12 protein-coding genes are annotated in these 18,045 nt (G+C 69.3%); 4 read left to right on the top strand and 8 right to left on the bottom strand.

Going from position 1 to position 18,045, the window contains the following annotated elements; all coding sequences use genetic code 11:
* Positions 1–21 precede the first annotated feature (21 nt).
* Positions 22–864 (top strand): HAD-IIB family hydrolase, encoded by an 843-nt coding sequence (locus tag ACEN9J_RS24115; protein WP_413762259.1) that lies wholly within the window; start codon positions 22–24, stop codon positions 862–864.
* On the opposite strand, the gene ACEN9J_RS24110 is transcribed toward ACEN9J_RS24115, so the two are convergent.
* Positions 861–2,114, bottom strand: coding sequence for an MFS transporter (locus ACEN9J_RS24110; protein ID WP_413762258.1), 1,254 nt, complete (start codon positions 2,112–2,114; stop codon positions 861–863). The genes ACEN9J_RS24115 and ACEN9J_RS24110 overlap by 4 nt on opposite strands.
* Before the next feature lie 109 nt (positions 2,115–2,223).
* Between ACEN9J_RS24110 and ACEN9J_RS24105 the strand changes: the two genes are divergently transcribed.
* Positions 2,224–2,808 carry a TetR/AcrR family transcriptional regulator gene (locus ACEN9J_RS24105; protein WP_413762257.1) on the top strand — a complete coding sequence of 195 codons (585 nt, stop codon included), beginning with the start codon at positions 2,224–2,226 and terminating at the stop codon, positions 2,806–2,808.
* A gap of 82 nt (positions 2,809–2,890) precedes the next feature.
* Here ACEN9J_RS24105 and ACEN9J_RS24100 read toward each other — a convergent pair whose 3' ends face one another.
* The 5 genes from ACEN9J_RS24100 to uvrA form a co-directional block, all read right to left on the bottom strand.
* Positions 2,891–3,967, bottom strand: coding sequence for a Fic family protein (locus ACEN9J_RS24100; RefSeq protein WP_413762256.1), 1,077 nt, complete (start codon positions 3,965–3,967; stop codon positions 2,891–2,893).
* 112 nt (positions 3,968–4,079) lie between these two features.
* Positions 4,080–5,054 (bottom strand): tripartite tricarboxylate transporter substrate binding protein, encoded by a 975-nt coding sequence (locus ACEN9J_RS24095; RefSeq protein ID WP_057590734.1) that lies wholly within the window; start codon positions 5,052–5,054, stop codon positions 4,080–4,082.
* Between the two features lie 103 nt (positions 5,055–5,157).
* Positions 5,158–6,198, bottom strand: coding sequence for a histone deacetylase family protein (locus ACEN9J_RS24090; RefSeq protein WP_413762255.1), 1,041 nt, complete (start codon positions 6,196–6,198; stop codon positions 5,158–5,160).
* A 43-nt stretch (positions 6,199–6,241) separates the two neighbouring features.
* The gene (locus ACEN9J_RS24085; RefSeq protein WP_413762254.1) at positions 6,242–7,291 is read right to left on the bottom strand and encodes an ornithine cyclodeaminase; all 1,050 of its coding nucleotides are present in this window, start codon (positions 7,289–7,291) and stop codon (positions 6,242–6,244) included.
* A 217-nt stretch (positions 7,292–7,508) separates the two neighbouring features.
* Positions 7,509–13,304 (bottom strand): excinuclease ABC subunit UvrA, encoded by a 5,796-nt coding sequence (gene uvrA, locus ACEN9J_RS24080; RefSeq protein WP_413762253.1) that lies wholly within the window; start codon positions 13,302–13,304, stop codon positions 7,509–7,511.
* A gap of 179 nt (positions 13,305–13,483) precedes the next feature.
* On the opposite strand from uvrA, the gene ACEN9J_RS24075 reads away from it, so the two are divergent.
* Both ACEN9J_RS24075 and ACEN9J_RS24070 read left to right on the top strand, forming a co-directional pair.
* Positions 13,484–14,602: an ABC transporter substrate-binding protein gene (locus tag ACEN9J_RS24075; RefSeq protein ID WP_413762252.1), complete on the top strand. Its 1,119-nt coding sequence runs from the start codon at positions 13,484–13,486 to the stop codon at positions 14,600–14,602.
* Between the two features lie 164 nt (positions 14,603–14,766).
* The gene (locus tag ACEN9J_RS24070; RefSeq protein WP_413762251.1) at positions 14,767–15,888 is read left to right on the top strand and encodes an ABC transporter substrate-binding protein; all 1,122 of its coding nucleotides are present in this window, start codon (positions 14,767–14,769) and stop codon (positions 15,886–15,888) included.
* A gap of 16 nt (positions 15,889–15,904) precedes the next feature.
* Here ACEN9J_RS24070 and ACEN9J_RS24065 read toward each other — a convergent pair whose 3' ends face one another.
* Together ACEN9J_RS24065 and ACEN9J_RS24060 are read right to left on the bottom strand one after the other, a co-directional pair.
* On the bottom strand, positions 15,905–16,063 hold the full coding sequence (locus tag ACEN9J_RS24065; RefSeq protein ID WP_296727529.1) for a hypothetical protein: 159 nt from the start codon (positions 16,061–16,063) through the stop codon (positions 15,905–15,907).
* 130 nt (positions 16,064–16,193) lie between these two features.
* On the bottom strand, positions 16,194–17,888 hold the full coding sequence (locus tag ACEN9J_RS24060; protein ID WP_057590726.1) for an MFS transporter: 1,695 nt from the start codon (positions 17,886–17,888) through the stop codon (positions 16,194–16,196).
* Positions 17,889–18,045 lie beyond the last annotated feature (157 nt).

The following is an 18,045-nucleotide window of genomic DNA, read 5'->3' as shown; positions in this document are numbered from 1 at the left end:
GCTCCTGCCGTGCCGTCCGCCATGTCCTCCTTCACCGCGTCTTCTTCCCTCCCCGCCTCGCCCGACCGCCTGCTGCCGCTGGGCCAGTGGCCCGCCACCGCGCGCGCCACGCTCGCGGGCGTGTTCACCGACATCGACGACACGCTGACCACCGAGGGCGCGATCACCGCCGATGCACTCGCCGCGCTCGGCGCGTTGCGCGCGGCGGGGCTGCACGTGGTGGCGATCACCGGCCGGCCCGTGGGCTGGAGCGAACCCTTCGTCAACGCCTGGCCGGTCGATGCGATCGTGGCCGAGAACGGCGCGGTGGCGCTGCTGCCGCTGCCCGGCGGCGGCATCGCCAGGCGCTACCAGCAGGACGCGCCCACGCGTGCCGCCAACTATCAACGCATGCAGGCGGTGCTCGCGCGCATCGAGGCGGAGATTCCAGGCGCCGGCCGCGCCACCGACTCGCCGGGCCGCGAGACCGACATCGCGATCGACCACAGCGAGTTCGTACGGCTCGACGAGGCCACCATCGCGCGCGTGGTGGCGCTGATGCGCGGCGAGGGCATGCATGCCACCGTGAGCAGCATCCACGTCAACGGCTGGTACGGCGGCAACGACAAGCTCGAGGGCGCGCGCTGGATCGTGCGCGAACTCTGGGGCCGCCGGCTCGACGACGAGATGGCGCGCTGGGCCTACGTGGGCGACTCGACCAACGACCAGCTGATGTTCCGCAGCTTCGCGCACAGCATCGGCGTGGCGAACGTCGCGCGCTTCGTGCCGCAGCTCGAGTTCCTGCCGCACTACGTGACGCGCAGCGAGCGTGGCGCGGGTTTCGGCGAGGCGGTGGCAGCGATCCTCGCGGCGCGACCGAACTAGGGCGCGGCACGCCGGCGCAGCGGCGCCCATTGGTTCCAGGTGCCCACGGCCGCGACCAGCAGCAGCACGCCCGCGTAGCCCTCCACCGTCGCCAGCAGGCCCAGCGGCGCGACCAGGAAGCCCGCGAGCATCGCCGGCAGGCTGAAGGCCAGGTAGCTCACCACGAAGATCGCCGCGAACAGCTCGCCGCGCTCGTGCGACTGGGCCAGCGGCGCAAGCGTCTGCACCAGCGCCGAGAAGGCGCCGCCGAAGCCGATGCCGGCCACCGCCGTGCCGACGAAGAACAGCGCCAGCGAACGCGTGGCGAGCGCCGCCAGCAGCAGCACCAGCCCGAGCGCCAGGCTGGCCATGCCGAGGATCGCCGGGCGCGGCGCCGCGAAGCGGCCCAGCAGCGTGGGCGCCGCGGCACCCACGCCCGACAGCACCGCGATCGTGAGGCCGTTGACCACGCCGCTGTCGATGTCGAACACGTGGTGCATCAGCGAAGGCGCGAGCGACAGGAACAAGCCGCCGAGCGCCCACACCGCGACGAACACCGGCAGCCCGCGCGCGAACTCGGCGCGTGCCCGCACCGGTATCGACACCCGCGGCACCAGCGAGGCCAGCGCGCCGGCACGCGGCGTCACCGTCTCGGGCATCCACAGCACCAGCGCCGCGCCGAACGCGAACACCAGCGCCAGCACGCCGAACACCCACGTCACCGGCTGCCCGGTCCAGCGCACCGCCATGCCCGTGAGCAGCGCGCCCAGCGCCAGCCCCGCGAGCGGCGACACGCTGGTGATCAACGCCCCCAGCCGCTTCTTCGCGGCCGGCGCCGCCTCGACCACGGCCGCGCTCAATGCGCCGCTCGCGATGCCGGTTGCCACGCCCTGCACCACGCGCGCGAGGATCAGCCCGCCGATGTCGCCCGCCAGCAGGAACAACCCCATCGCCACCGCCTGCAGCACCAGCGCCGCGAGCACCACCGGGCGGCGGCCGATGTGGTCGGACAGCGAGCCGGCCACCAGCAGCGAGATCAGGAGCGCGATGGCGTAGATCGCGAACGCCACCGTCAGCATCGAGGACGAGAAGCCCCAGGCGTGCTGGAACACCACGAACAGCGGCGAGGGCGCGGCCGCCGCGAAGAAGAAGGCGAACAGCACCGCCGCCAGCAGCGGGAAGGCCAGGGCCGCGGGCATGCGCCGCGGCGCCGCGCGGACAGGGGCGGCGGCGGTACCGGGGCGGCTTGCGAGGTCGGGGCATTGGGACACGGTGAACTCCTTGGCGCGAAACGGCTCTTAACGCACAAATCTTTGCGTTTGCGATTCTAGGCCTCTCCCGCTGTTAAAGCAAATATCTTTGCGTTAAATTCGATTCACCATGAACACCGCCGTCCCGTCCGCCATTCCTTCTTCTTCCGCCAGGCGCCCCGGCGGGCGCAGCGCGCAGGTGCAGGCGCAGGTGCGGGCCGCGCTCGAGGCACTGGTCGCCGAACAGGGCCGGGAGCGCGTCACCGTACCGGCCGTGGCCGAACGCGCGGGCGTCAGCGCCTCCAGCATCTACCGCCGCTGGGGCGATCTTTCCGGCCTGCTGGCCGAGACCGCCACCCACCGCCTCGACCCCGACCGCCCGCTGCCGGACACCGGCACGCTGCGCGCCGACCTCGAGGCCTGGGCGCGCGAACTCATCGAGCACCTGGCCAAGCCGTGCAACACCTCGCTCTTGAAGGCCGCGGCCGCGCTGGCCAACGGCGACGAGGACACCGACTGCCTGCGCAACCGCCGCCGCGAGGCCCTGGCCCTGGTCGAACAGGCCCGCGCGCGCGGCGAGACCACGCCGACGGCCGAACAGGTGATCGATCACCTGATCGCGCCGATCGTGTTCCGGCTGGTGTTCGGGGGGGAGCCGGTGCGCGCGGAGTTGGGGGAGCGGCTGGTGGGGGAGTTGTTCGCGATCAGGCAGTGAGCGCCGTGTCCATGCCGATCATGTTTAAAAATTCATCAAAAATCGACACGGTTTCGCGATATGTCGATGACATCGACATGTCTCACGCCACGAGTTCGTCGAAAAGCGCGTCGTTGACGTAGTACTTCTCGCGGCCGTGGCGGCTTTCGCGCAGCACGCCCAGCTTGGCCAGCACCTGGAGATAGCCCGATGCCGTCTGCCGCTTGGCGATACCGGCGTCGACCACGAACTGGATCTTGGTGTACGGGTGACGGAAGATCACCTCGACCAGATCCTTGCTGTAGACGTTCGGCGCCTCCCGCTGCACCCGCTCCCGGACCCGCTCCATCAGCGCTCGGATGCGCATCACCTGATCGAAGGTCTGCTGGGCCGTGCTCTCCACCGCCCGCAACATGAAGAGCAACCAGTTCTCCCAGTCCCGCGATTCGGTCACCCGGCGCAAGCCATCGTAGTAGCCGACCCGGTTCGCAATGAAGTAGCGCGACAGGAAGAGTACTGGGCTGTCCAGCAATCCCTTGTCGACCAGGAACAGCAGATTCAGGATGCGCCCCGTTCGGCCGTTGCCGTCCGCGAAGGGATGGATGGCCTCGAACTGGTAGTGCATCACCGCCATCTTCAGCAAGGGGTCGAGATCGTCGTCGCCATGGATGAAGCCCTCCAGGTTCGCGAGCTTTTCCCGGATCAAGGCTTCGCCGACCGGCGGCGTGTAGATCACTTCACCCACGTTGTTCTTCAACGCGGTGCCGGAAATGGCGCGCACGCCGAACTCGATCTGCTTGATCCGCTGCGCGATCTCGATGAAGAGATTGGTAGCCAGCGGGCGCGTCTTCAGGGCCTCGAGCCCCAGGTACAGCGCCTCGCGATAGCGCAGGACTTCCTTGGTGTGCGCATCGGCCTTGCCATCGGCATCGGCGTCCGCGCGATACAGCTCATCGTTGGTGGTGACGATGTTCTCGATCTCGGACGAGAGTCGGGCCTCCTGCAGGACGATGCTGCTGATCAGGACGTCCTGGTTCGGAATCTGCGCGGCAAGTCCTCGAAGATTGGCAAGGACCCGGTTGGCGGAGATCGCCTGCTTGAGCACCACCTTGCTTTCGAGCTCGATCGCAGGCGGCAGCAAGGGCAGCGCATTGAAGGGTTGCAGGCGATCGAATTCCATTCGGAAGGCCGGATGTGTACAGGAAACCGCCAATTCTTATGCATGTCCGCCTTGTCATGTTTAAAAATCTCTAGTTTTTAAACATGTTTGGCAAAGAAGCAGGGCGCCCGCCTCACTTCTCCTTCGCCAACCCCAGCTTCTCGATCAGCACCTTCTCCCGCGCCACCGTGTCCTGCGCAAACTTCGTGTACTGCGCCGAGCTCATGTAGTCGGGCAGCATGTCGTAGCGACCCAGCGCGGCGACATAGCTCGGCTCCTCCATCGCCTGCTTGAAGGCGTCGTGCAGCTTCTTCACCACCTCGGGCGGCGTGCCCTTGGGGGCACCGATGCCGAAGGGCGAGTTCTGCACGATGTCGTAGCCCAGCTCCTTGAGCGTGGGCGCGTCGGGGAACTTGGCCAGGCGCTTCTCGCCCCAGGTGTTGAGCACGCGCAGCTTGCCGGCCTCGACCTGCGGCGCGAAGCCGGTGCTGTCGGCCGCCGCCATGAGCTGGCCGCTCACCACGGCGAGCATCAGGTCGGCGCTGCCCTTGTAGGGCACGTGCTGCAGCTCGATGCCGGCCTTCTGCGCGACCAGCTCGGTGGTCAGGTGCGGGCTGGTCAGGGTGCCGGTGGAGCCGTAGGTCAGCTTGCCGGGATTGGCCTTGGCATAGGCGACGAAGTCGGCCCAGGTCTTGAACGGGCTGTTCGCGGGCACGACGATGCCGAAGGCATAGCCGGTCACGTTGATGACGTAGTTGATGTCCTTGAGCGGATCCCAGTTGATCTTGGTGGTGTAGCCGAGGCGGAACACGCCGAGCGGGATCTGGGCGATGGTGTAGCCGTCGGCCTGCGAAGTCTGCAGCGCCTGCGCGGGCAGGGTGCCGCCGGCGCCGGGCTTGTTGTCGACGATCACGGGCTGGCCGAGGATGCGGCTTGCGTTGTCGGCGAGCTGGCGCATGGTGATGTCGGTGGGGCCGCCCGCGGGGAAGGCGATCACCAGCTTGACCGGCTTGGCCGGAAAGGCCTGCTGCGCGAAGGCGGCCAGGGGCGCGGCGAAACCGCAGGCGGCGAGCGCGGCGGCGCGGAGGAAGGTGTGGCGGCGGAGCATGGCGGCGGGGGTCCCGGCTGAATTTGAAAGAGCGCGATTGGGCCCCGCCGATCGGCACGAGACAACCGGGGCAGCCCTGATTTCCTCAAGGCCGCAAGGACATTCAGGCCTGCTCGAAGCCCTCGAGCACGTTCACCGCGTTGACGCCCACCTCGGCCACCGCATAGCCGCCCTCGAACACGAACACCGTCGGCAGGCCCGCGCGCGCGAGGTCCTCGCCCATGCGCAGGTAGTCGTCGCCGCGCAGCCTGAAGCCCGAGATCGGATCGCCCTCGAAGGTGTCGACGCCGAGCGAGACCACGAGCGCGCCGGCCTTCACCTCGGCGATGCGCGCGAGCGCGCTCGTCAGCGCCGCGCGCCAGAGCGCGAAGTCGGTGCCACGCGGCAGCGGCAGGTTGTGGTTGAAGCCCAGCCCCGCGCCGGCGCCGCGCTCGTCGGCATGGCCGAGGTAGTAGGGATAGTCGGTGACGGGATCGGCATGCAGGCTCGCGAAATGCACGTCGTCGCGCGCGTAGAAGATGGCCTGGGTGCCGTTGCCGTGGTGGTAGTCGACGTCGAGCACGGCCACGCGTTCGATGCCCGCGTCGCGCAGCGCCTGCGCGGCCACGGCGGCGTTGTTGAGGAAGCAGTAGCCGCCGAAGAAATCGGCGCCCGCATGATGGCCCGGCGGCCGGGTCAGCGCGAAGGCGGCGCGCTCGCCGCCGATGACGCGCTGCGCGGCCGTGAAGGCGCTGGCCGCGCCATGGCGCGCGGCGGCCCAGCTGCCGGCCGTCAGCGGCGTGCCGGCATCGAAGCCGAACAGTCCCAGGCGCGCTGGGAAGCTCGCGGGCAGCACGTCGGTGCGCATGCCGCGCGTGGGCCAGTACGAGGGCAGCGCGTCGCGCCCGGCATTGGCGGGATCGAGCGCCACCCATTCGTCCCAGGCGCCGGCGATGAAGTCGAGGTAGCGCGGCGCATGCACCTTGGCGAGCAGTGCGTCGGGCAGCGCATCGGGTGCGAGCAGCGGGCCGAGCGCGCGGCGCTCGATCTCGGCCTTCACGTGGTCGGCGCGTGCCGGCACCTCGAAGCACGGCACGAGCTCGCCGCGGAACATCTCGACTTTGCCCTGGTGCAGTGAGTGCCGGTCGTTGTAGATGGTGAGCATGGAACGGGGTCGGCGGCGGGCGCCGTGGCTGGACAGCCGCCCATCATGCCGCACGCCGCAGCACGGCCCGGCGCCGGCCCGCGGCCGTGAGCCCGAACAGGTCCTTGGGATCGTCGAGCTCGGGCACCAGCGCGATCTGCCGGCCCACGCCGCGCTCGATGGCGAGCTGGTGGATGTAGCGCAGCGCGGTGTAGTCCTCGAGCGCGAAGCCGACCGAATCGAACACCGTGACCTGGTCCGGCCGCTCGCGGCCCGGCACCTCGCCGAGCAGCACCTTCCAGAGCTCGTGCACCGGAAAGTCGGCCGCCAGTTGCTGGATCTCGCCCTCGACGCGGGTCTGCGGCTCGTACTCCACGAACACGCGCGCGCCGCGCAGCACGCCGGGGTCGAGCTCGGTCTTGCCGGGCGAATCGCCGCCCACCGCGTTGATGTGCATGCCCGGTTCGATCATCCCGGGCTCGAGCACCGTCGCATGGCCCTGGTAGGCGGTGACGGTGGTCACGATGTCGGCGCCGCGCACCGCCTCGGCCACCGAATGCGCGCGCACGATCGCCATCGGCGAGCAGGCCGAGAGATGGCGCACCAGCTTGTCGGTGGCATGCGGGTCGATGTCGAACACGCGCACCTCCTCGATGCCCAGCAGCGCATGGAAGGCCAGCGCCTGGAACTCGCTCTGCGAGCCGTTGCCGATCAGCGCCAGGCTGCGCGAGCCGGGCCGTGCGAGCGCGCGCGCCGCCATGGCGGAAGTGGCTGCCGTGCGCAATGCGGTGGTGAGGGTGAGCTCGGACAGCAGCACCGGATAGCCGGTGTCGACCTCGGCGAGCACGCCGAAGGCCATGACGGTGGGCAGCCCGACCGCGGTGTTGTGCGGATGGCCATTGACGTACTTGAAGGCATAGGCGCCGTCGTCGGCCACCGGCATCAGCTCGATCACGCCGAGGTGCGAATGGCTGGCCACGCGGGCCTTCTTGTCGAACTCGCGCCAGCGCAGGAAGTCGTCGCGCAGCGCGTCGGCCAGGGCCGTGAGGAACTGCGGCACGCCGGTCTCATCGACCAGGCGGACCAGGCTGTGGACATCGATGAAGCGGGTCATGGCATGGCTCCTTGCGAGCCCCGGCCGGCGCCGCACCCGATCCGTTCCACCATGGCGGGTCCAGGATGAGCGCCTGCGCCAAGGGTTCGAAGCATTCTGCGCCGCGCGCGCGGCCGCGGCGAGGCCCGAGGCCCCGACCGCGTCGAGCGCAGGGGCAAGCTCCCGCGCCGGACGGTTCGGGGCTACCGTCCGGCGTTGGTGCCGGCCGAAGAAAGCCTCAGCGCGCCAGCACCGGCGCCAGCGCCACGCCCGTGTGCGTGCCCAGCCGCACCACTTCCTCGGGCGCAGCAGCCGCCACCACGCGGCCGCCGCCGTTGCCGCCCTCGGGACCGAGGTCGACGATCCAGTCGGCCTCGGCGATCAGGTCGAGGTCGTGCTCGATCACCACCACGCTGTGGCCGCCGTTCACCAGCCGGTGCAGCACGTGGATCAGCTTCTCGACGTCGGCCATGTGCAGGCCCACGGTCGGCTCGTCGAGCACGTAGAGCGTGTGCGGCGCCTTCTGGCCGCGGCGCGTGATGTCGTCGCGCACCTTGCTGAGTTCGGTCACCAGCTTGATGCGCTGCGCCTCGCCCCCCGACAGCGTGGGCGAGGGCTGGCCCAGGGTCAGGTAGCCGAGGCCCACGTCCTTGAGCAGCTGCAGCGGATGGCTGATGTTGGGCATGCTCGCGAAGAACTCGACCGCCTCGTCCACCTCCATCTGCAGCACGTCGCCGATGCTCTTGCCGCGCCAGCTCACGGCCAGCGTCTCGGGGTTGAAGCGCGCGCCGTGGCAGACCTCGCAGGGCACCTTCACGTCGGGCAGGAAGCTCATCTCGATGGTGCGCACGCCCGCGCCGTCGCAGGCCGGGCAGCGGCCCTCGCCGGTGTTGAAGCTGAAGCGCGCCGGGCCGTAGCCGCGCGCCTTGGCTTCGAGCGTGTCGGCGAACAGCTTGCGGATGGTGTCCCAGAAGCCGATGTAGGTCGCGGGGCAGCTGCGCGGGGTCTTGCCGATCGGGGTCTGGTCGACCTCGAGCACGCGGTCCACGCTCTGGTAGCCCTCGACGCCCTTGCAGCCGGCCCAGGCCGGGCGCTTGCCCGCGGCATCGGCGTCGCGGCCGGCCTTGGTGCTGCGTTGCTGCACCACCGCCTGCACGTTGGCCAGCAGCACGTCGCGCGCGAGCGTGGACTTGCCCGAGCCGCTCACGCCCGTGACCACCACCAGCCGCTGCAGCGGCACGGTGACCGTCACGTCCTGCAGGTTGTGCATGTCGGCGCCGCGCACCGTGAGCCACTGGCCGTTGTCGGGCGCCTTCGGGTCGGGCGAGGGAATGAGCCGGCGCGCCTGCAGCGGGTGCTTGATCGCGTCGCGCAGGTAGCGGCCGGTCTGCGACTCGGCCGCCTGCTCGATGTCGGCCACCGCGCCCTGCGCCACCAGGCGGCCGCCGCGCTTGCCGGCGCTCGGGCCGATGTCGATGATGTGGTCGGCGCGGCGGATCGTGTCCTCGTCGTGCTCCACCACCACCAGCGTGTTGCCCTTGTCGCCGAGCTTGTGCAGCGCGTCGAGCAGGATGCGGTTGTCGCGCGCATGCAGGCCGATGGTCGGCTCGTCGAGCACGTAGCACACGCCCTGCAGGTTGCTGCCGAGCTGCGCCGCGAGCCGGATGCGCTGCGCCTCGCCGCCGGACAGCGTGGGCGCGCCGCGGTCGAGCGTGAGGTAGCCCAGGCCCACCTCCTCGAGGAACTCGAGCCGGCTCTTGATCTCGGGCACCAGGTCGCGCGCGATCTCGGCCTCGCGGCCCGAGAGCGAGAGGTTCTCGAACCAGGTGCGGATGTCGGTCACGCTCATGCGCGCGAGCTCGGTGATGCCGATGCCGCCCTCGCCCCAGCCCGGCGTGCCGGCATGCGCATGGACCGCGCCGCCGCCGAACAGCACCGCGCGCGCGGTCGGATTGAGCCGCGTGCCCTTGCAGGTCGGGCAGGCCACGTCGCCCACGTCCTCGGCGTCGGGCTCGGCGAAGGTCTGCTCGCGCCCCTTCTGGTCGTCGGCCATCACCGAGTCGTCGAAAATCTTGCGCTGCTCCTTGCTGAGCTTGACGCCGGTGCCCACGCAGTCGGGGCACCAGCCGTGCTTGCTGTTGTAGCTGAACAGGCGCGGATCGAGCTCGGCGTAGCTGGTGCTGCAGACCGGGCAGGCGCGCAGGGTCGAGAACACGCTGACGCGGCCGATGCCCGCGGCCGTCACGCCGGCCATCATGGCGGCGCGCAGGCCGTCCATCTCGCTGAGCACGTGCACCACGCCCTTGCCGTGCTCGAGCGCCTTCGTGAGCGCCTCGCGCAGCTGGTTCTCGTTCGTGGGCAGCACGTCGAGGCTGGCCACCGGCAGCTCGATGCTGTGTTCCTTGAAGCGGTCGATGCGCGGGAAGCCCGCGGTCGGCAGGAAGTCGCCATCGACGCGCAGATGCGTGAAGCCGCGCGGCCGCGCCCAGTCGGCCAGCTCGGTGTAGACGCCCTTGCGGTTGCTCACCAGCGGCGCGAGCAAGCCGATGTGCTGGCCCTTGAAGTTGCGCATCAGCTGCGCCGCGATGCTGTCGGGCGTCTGCGGCTGCACGGCCGCGCCGTCCTTCACGCAGTGCTGCACGCCGAGCTTCACGAACAGGAGGCGCAGGAAGTGCCAGACCTCGGTGGTGGTGCCCACGGTGCTCTTGCGGCCGCCGCGCGACAGGCGCTGCTCGATCGCCACCGTGGGCGGAATGCCGTAGACGGCATCGACCTCGGGCCGGCCCGCGGGCTGCACGATGCTGCGCGCATAGGCGTTGAGCGATTCGAGATAGCGGCGCTGGCCCTCGTTGAACAGGATGTCGAAGGCCAGCGTGGACTTGCCCGAACCGCTCACGCCCGTGACCACGCTGAACTTGCCGCGCGGGATGTCGACGCTGAGGTTCTTGAGGTTGTGCTCGCGCGCGTTCACGATCTCGACCGCGTCGGCGCCCGGCGCCTTCTTGGCCTGCGCGATGTAGCGGCGCGCCGCGCGCTCGGCCACCTTGTAGGCACCCGGGCCGATCGCGAGCTCGTAGTCGGCCAGCGCGGCGCCCGTGAGCGAGGCGCGGTTCTCGCGCAGCTGCTCGGGCGTGCCCTCGGCCACCACCTGGCCGCCGCCCTCACCGCCTTCGGGGCCGAGGTCGATGCACCAGTCGCTGGCGCGGATCACGTCGAGGTTGTGCTCGATCACGATCAGCGAATGGCCGGCGTCGAGCAGCTTGCGCAGCGCGCGCATGAGCCGCGCGATGTCGTCGAAGTGCAGGCCGGTGGTGGGCTCGTCGAACAGGAACAGCGTGCCCTTGCGCGCCACCGCCTGCTTGCTCGAGGTCGCGCCCTTGGCGGCCTCGGCCAGGAAGCCCGCGAGCTTGAGGCGCTGCGCCTCGCCGCCCGACAGCGTGGGCACGGGCTGGCCCAGCTTCACGTAGTCGAGGCCCACGTCGGAGATCGGCTGCAGCACGCGGAGCACATCGCGGTCCGCGTCGAACAATGCGGCCGCCTCGGCCACCGTGAGCTCGAGGATGTCGGCCACGTTGTAGCTCCTGCCGTGGCGCTCGATGCGCACCTCGAGGATCTCGGGCCGATAGCGCTTGCCGTCGCAGTCGGGGCAGCGCAGGTAGACGTCGGAGAGGAACTGCATCTCGACGTGCTCGAAGCCCGAGCCGCCGCAGGTGGGGCAGCGGCCGTCGCCCGAGTTGAAGCTGAACTTGCTCGCGGTGTAGCCGCGCTGGCGCGAGATCGGCGCGGTGGCGAAGATCTCGCGGATCGCGTCCCAGGCGCCGACGTAGCTCGCGGGGTTGGAACGCGCGGTCTTGCCGATCGGCGACTGGTCGACGAACACCACGTCGCCGAGGTGGTCGGCGCCGAGCAGGCGGTCGTGCGCGCCGGGCGTCTCGGTGGCCTTGCCGAAGTGGCGCATCAGCGCGGGCGCAAGCACGTCCTGCACCAGCGTCGACTTGCCCGAGCCGCTGACGCCGGTCACGCAGACCAGGCGCGCGAGCGGGAACTCCACGCTGATGTCCTTGAGGTTGTGCTCGCGCACGCCCTCGAGGATGAGCCGGTGCGTGTTCTCGCTGACCAGCCGCTTGAAGCCCATGCCGATCTTCTTGCGCCCGCCCAGGTACTGGCCGGTCAGCGTGTCGGCGTCGCGCAGCGCGTCGGTGCTGCCGTCGAACACGATCTGGCCGCCGCGCGCGCCGGGGCCCGGGCCCATGTCGATCACGCGGTCGGCCGCCAGCATCACGGCCGGGTCGTGCTCGACCACCACCAGCGTGTTGCCCGCGTCGCGCAGCCGCAGCATGGCCTCGGTGATGCGGTTCATGTCGCGCGGATGCAGCCCGATGCTGGGCTCGTCGAGCACGAACAGCGTGTTGACCAGCGAAGTGCCGAGCGCGGTCGTGAGGTTGATGCGCTGCACCTCGCCGCCGCTGAGCGTGCGGCTCTGGCGGTCGAGCGTGAGGTAGCCGATGCCGACGTCGTGCAGGTAGCGCAGCCGGGTCGTGATCTCCTCGAACAGCAGCTTGAGCGCCTGGGCCTCGCCGGCCGCGCTCGGACGCTGCGTCTCGCCGGCCGCGGCGGCGCCGCCGGTCGTCATGCGGTCGAACAGCTGGCGCAGCCGCTCGATCGGCAGCAGCATCAGGTCATGCAGGCACAGGCCCGGCAGCGCCTCGAGCTGCGCGCGCGTCCACTTCACGCCGACCGGCATGAAGCGCTTTTCGGGCGGCAGCACCGCGTCGGCGTCTTCCTTGCTGCCGATGCGCCACAGCAGGCTTTCGAGCTTGAGCCGCGCGCCCGCGCAGGTGGGGCACGGCGTGTAGCTGCGGTACTTCGACAAGAGCACGCGGATGTGCATCTTGTAGGCCTTGCTCTCGAGGTAGCCGAAGAAGCGGCGGATGCCGTACCACTGCTTGTTCCAGTTGCCCTCCTTGTAGTTGGGTGTGCCCTCGATCACCCAGTGCTTCTGCTCGGCGGTCAGCTTGTTCCACGGCGTGTCGCGCGGAATGCCGGCGGCCTCGGCGTGGCGCATGAGGTCGTCCTGCGCCTCCTTCCAGGCCGGGGTCTGGATGGTCTTGATCGCGCCCGCGCGCAGGGTGAGCTTGTCGTTCGGGATCACGAGGCCGAGGTCGACGCCGATCACGCGGCCGAAGCCGCGGCAGGTGTCGCAGGCGCCGACGGCCGAGTTGAACGAGAACATCGACGGGATCGGGTCGCCGTAGCGGATGTCGCTCTCGGGGCAATGCAGGCCGGTCGAGAACTTCCATACATCGGTCGGCGCGTTCTCCTCGGCGCCCGTCGCATGCACCGTCACGCGCCCGCTGCCGCGCTTGAGCGCGACCTCGATCGCCTCCACCACGCGCGAGCGCTCGGCGCTCGAGGCGCGGAAGCGGTCGGCCACCACGTCGAGCACCTTGCGCGGCCCGGTGGGCGTGGCCACCTCGCGCTCGGACTGAACGCGCGTGAAGCCGCTGGCCGACAGCCACTGCGTGACCTCGTCGGCCGTGGTGCTCGCGGGCAGCTCGACCGGGAAGGTCACGACCAGCCGCGGATCGCCCGCGGCCGCCGCGCGCTCGACGATCTGCGCATAGATGCTGTCGGGCGAGTCGTGGCGCACCGGCAGCGCGGTCTCGCGGTCGAACAGGTCGGCCGCGCGTGCGTAGAGCAGCTTCAGGTGGTCGTTGAGCTCGGTCATCGTGCCGACCGTGGAGCGCGAGGAGCGCACCGGGTTGGTCTGGTCGATGGCGATCGCGGGCGGCACGCCCTCGACCTTGTCGACCGCCGGCTTGTCCATGCGGTCGAGGAACTGGCGGGCGTAGGCGGAGAAGGTCTCGACGTAGCGCCGCTGGCCCTCGGCGTACAGGGTGTCGAACACGAGGCTCGACTTGCCCGAGCCGCTGGGCCCGGTGACCACGGTCATCTCGCCGGTGCGGATGTCGAGGTCGAGATTCTGGAGGTTGTGCTGGCGTGCGCCACGGATGCGGATGGAGCCCTGTGTCATGAGTGCCTTGGGGGTGGGGCAAACATTCTAGGGAGTGGTCCATGACGCTCCCGTGCACTGCGTCACAAGGTCGGTGCGGTCGCAGGGGTTTGTCCGAATGGCCTTCGGAATACTTTTGGAAACAAATAAGGCGTTGGTTTGCAACGGTGGCGACGCCATCGACAACGGGGGACGACCACATGACGAAGAAGCACGGCCGCCTGCGCGCGGTCCTGATCGCGCTCGGTGCGCTGCTGTTGCTGCCCGCGCAGGCGCAGCTCCTGATCGGCCAGACCGCCGGCATGACCGGCCCGGTGGCCGCCAGCGTCAACGAGACCATCGGCGGCGCTCAGCTCGTGATCGATGCCGCCAACGCGCAGGGCGGCGTGCACGGCGAGAAGATCGAGGTGATCCGGCTCGACGACGGCTTCGACGTGAAGCGCGCGGGCGAGAACGGCCGCGCGCTGATCGAGGACAGGAAGGTGCTCGCGCTCTTCATGAGCCGCGGCACGCCGCATTCGCAGGCCATCATTCCCTGGCTCGACAAGCACGGCGTGGCGCTGATCGGGCCTTCCACCGGCGCGATGGTGCTGCACAAGCCGGTGCAGCGGAACGTGTTCAACGTGCGCGCCACCTACCAGCGCGAGGCCGAGAAGGCGGTACAGCACCTGTTGACCATCGGCATGGTGCGCATCGCGGTCGTGCACGTGACCGACTCCTTCGGCGCCGACGCGCTCGAGGGCGCGATGACCGGCTTCGGCAAGGCCAAGGCCCAGCCCGCGGCCACCGTGCCGGCCGACCGCGACAAGCCCGACTACGCGGCCATCGTGCCCGCCATCGTCCAGGCCAAGGCGCAGGCGGTGCTGTGGATCGGCTCGGGCAGCGCGGTGGTCGACGGCATCAAGGCGCTGCGCGCGGCCGGCTCGGCGGCGCAGGTGGTCACGCTGTCGAACAACGCTTCCTCGGGCTTCATCAAGCAGCTGGGCGACGCCAGCCGCGGCGTGGTGGTCACGCAGGTGTTCCCGAGCGAGCGCTCGATCAGCTACCCGATGGTGAAGGAGGCGATCGCGCTCGCGAAGGCCAAGGGCCAGAACGAGCTCTCGCCCGCGGCGCTCGAGGGCTTCGCCTCGGCCAAGGTGCTGGTGGAGGCGCTGCGCCGCGCCGGCCCCAAGCCCACACGCGCCCGCGTGGTGGCCGCGCTCGACGGCCTGCGCGACTACGACCTCGGCGGCCTCGAGGTCAGCTACTCGCCGCAGGACCACAGCGGCATCGATTTCGCCGACCTCGCGATCATCAGCGAGGGCCGCTTCAAGCGCTGAAGCGCCGCCCTTCCCCCTTGACCAAGCCGGGCCGCGTGCCCGGCTTTTTGCTTTTGCAAACAACGGTTTGACAGGGTTTGCACGAGGAATTGCATGTCACGTCTGGCTACACATAATTGCATTTGCTGACATGGACACGAATCCCGACGGGAAAGGTTTTGTCGATGAAGAAGAAGAAAAGCAACCCGCGCCTGCGCGCCGCCGCCTTGCTGCTCGCACTCGCGGCGACCGGCGCCTCGGCCCAGATCGTGATCGGCCAGTCGGCCGACCTGTCGGGACCGGTGGCGGCCAGCGTGAAGGAGACGATCATGGGCTCGCAGCTGGTCATCGACCAGGTGAATGCCCAGGGCGGCATCAACGGCGAGCAGATCGAGGTCATCCGCATGGACGACGGCCTCGACGCCAAGCGCTCGCTCGAGAACTCGCGCATCCTGATCGAGGACAGGAAGGTGGTCGCGCTGCTGCTCAACCGCGGCACGCCCAACACGCTCGCGGTGATCCCGCTGCTCGACAAGCACGGCGTGCCGCTGGTCGGCCCCTCGACCGGCGCGATGGCGCTGCACAAGCCGGTGCAGAAGAACATCTTCAACGTGCGTTCCACCTACCAGCGCGAGGCCGAGAAGGCGGTGGTGCACCTGCAGACCACGGGCATCCAGCGCATCGCGGTGGTGCAGGCCGACGACTCCTTCGGCAAGGACGGGCTCGAGGGCGCGAACCGCGGCTTCGAGAAGGCCAACCTCAAGCCGGTGGTGATCGCGCTGGCCGACCGCAACAAGCCCGACTTCGCGGCCATCGTGCCGAAGCTGGTCGAGGCCAATGCGCAGGCCGTGCTGTGGATCGGCTCGGGCACCTCGGTGTCCGATGGCGTGAAGGCGCTGCGCGCCGCGGGCTCGGCCGCGCAGGTGGTCACGCTGTCGAACAACGCGGCCTCGGGCTTCATCAAGGACCTCGGCAGCGCGAGCCGCGGCGTGATCGTCACGCAGGTGTTCCCCTACGAGCGCTCGTTCGGCAACCCGCTGATCAAGGAGGCCCTGGCGCTCGCCAAGGCCAAGGGGCAGGAGGAGCTGTCGCCCGCGCTGCTCGAAGGCTTCGTCGCGACCAAGGTGCTGGTGGAGGCGCTGCGCCGCACCGGGCCCAAGCCCACGCGCGCGCGGCTGCTGGCCACGCTCAATGCCTTCCAGTACGACCCGGGCGGCGGGCTCGATATCTCGTATTCGCCGACCGATCACACCGGCATCGAATACGTCGACCTCTCGATCGTGAGCGACGGCCGCTTCAAGCGCTAGGCAGCGCTTCGGAGATTTACTTCGGCGCGCTCGCCGCAGCCGCGGGCGCCGCAGGCGCCGTTTCGTGCGTCACGCCGTGCTTCTCGCCCGACATGTCGACCTTGTCGCCGGCCTTCGAGATCACGTACAGCGCGATGGCCGCGAAGATGGCGAAGCCGACTGCGATTTTCCACATGGGTTCTGTCTCCTGAGATGGGTAATGCGGGGTTCAAGAAAAAGGCCTCATGCCGAGGGTCGGCATGAAGCCTCTTTGTTGAACGGAGGGCGCGCGGCGCCCTCCTCTCTGTTCGATGGCGCCGCGGCGCTCAGTCGTGGGCGTAGATGTCCACGTCCTTGGTCTCGCGGATGAACAGCGTGCCGATCACCAGCGTGATGCCCGCGATGATGATCGGGTACCAGAGGCCGTTGTACATGTTGCCGGTGGAGGCCACGATGGCGAAGGCGGTGGTCGGCAGCAGGCCGCCGAACCAGCCGTTGCCGATGTGGTACGGCAGGCTCATCGAGGTGTAGCGGATGCGCGTGGGGAACAGCTCGACCAGCATCGCGGCGATGGGCCCGTAGACCATGGTCACCAGCAGCACCAGCCAGAACAGCAGCAGCACCGTCAGCACCTTGTTCATCTTCGCGGGGTCGGCCTTGGCCGGGTAGCCCGCGATCTTCAGGTCCTCGGCCACGCCCTTCTTGAAGGCGGCGATCTCCTTGGCCGAGGCCTCGTCGAACTTGAGGTTCACGACGTTGCCGATCGGTGCTTCCACCGTCTTGTCGCCGATCTTCACGACGGCCTTCGAGCCCGGCGCGCCGGCCACGTTCTCGTAGCTCACGGAGTTCTGCACCAGGTAGCGCTTGGCGATGTCGCAGGAGCTGCGGAAGTCGATCTCGCGCGCCACCGGGTTGCCCTGGAACGAGCAGGTCGCGGGGTCGGCGGTCACGGTCACGCCGGCGGTGGCCTGGGCCTTGGCGAGGTCGGGGTTGGCGGCCTCGGTCAGCATCTTGAAGACCGGGAAGTAGGTCACCACGGCCAGCAGGCAGCCGGCCATGATGATCGGCTTGCGGCCGATCTTGTCCGACAGCGTGCCGAAGACCACGAAGAACGGGGTGCCCAGCAGCAGCGCGGCGGCGATCATCAGGTTGGCGGTGGTCGCATCGACCTTGAGCTGCGCGGTCAGGAAGAAGAGCGCGTAGAACTGGCCCGAGTACCAGACCACGGCCTGGCCGGCCGTCAGGCCCACCAGCGCCAGGATCACGATCTTCAGGTTCTTCCACTGGCCGAAGGATTCGGCCAGCGGCGCCTTCGAGGTCTTGCCCTCGGCCTTCATGCGCTGGAACGCCGGCGATTCCGACAGCGACAGGCGAATCCACACCGAGATGCCCAGCAGCAGGATCGAGACCAGGAACGGAATGCGCCAGCCCCAGTCGTTGAACACCGCTTCGCCCAGGCCTTCGCGCACGCCCAGGATCACGATCAGGCTCAGGAACAGGCCGAGCGTGGCCGTGGTCTGGATCCACGAGGTGTAGGCACCGCGCTTGCCGTGCGGCGCGTGCTCGGCCACGTAGGTGGCGGCACCGCCGTACTCGCCGCCGAGCGCGAGGCCCTGCAGCATGCGCAGCGCGATCAGGATCACCGGCGCCGCGACGCCGATGGTCGCGTAGCTGGGCAGCAGGCCGACGATGAAGGTCGACAGGCCCATGATCAGGATCGTGACCAGGAAGGTGTACTTGCGCCCGATCATGTCGCCGAGCCGGCCGAACACGATGGCGCCGAACGGACGCACCAGGAAGCCGGCCGCGAAGGCCAGCAGCGCGAAGATGAAGGCCGCGCCCGCATCGAGGCCGCTGAAGAACTGCTTCGCGATGATCGCCGCGAGCGAACCGTAGAGGTAGAAGTCGTACCACTCGAACACGGTTCCCAGCGAAGAAGCGAAGATGACCTTCTTCTCCTCCGCCGACATGGGCCGGGGGGCCGGATGCGGCACTCCCCGTGAATCTAGTGTGGCTGCCATTGATCGTCTCCTGTGTATGCGTTCATGCGGCGCCCGAATTCGGGACCGTGGGGCATTCTTGGAGGCGCGACTGACCCGAGCCTTTCGCGAAACTGAACGGGCGCTTACGGATTAAGGTGAAACCCTCGACGCCCGTTTCAGCCTGTAAGAAATGCAG

Source organism: Variovorax sp. Varisp41, from assembly GCF_047325085.1.
Lineage (GTDB): Bacteria > Pseudomonadota > Gammaproteobacteria > Burkholderiales > Burkholderiaceae_C > Variovorax.
The sequence above is the reverse complement of the archived record's forward strand: the minus strand, read 5'-3'. Positions and strand labels throughout refer to the sequence as shown.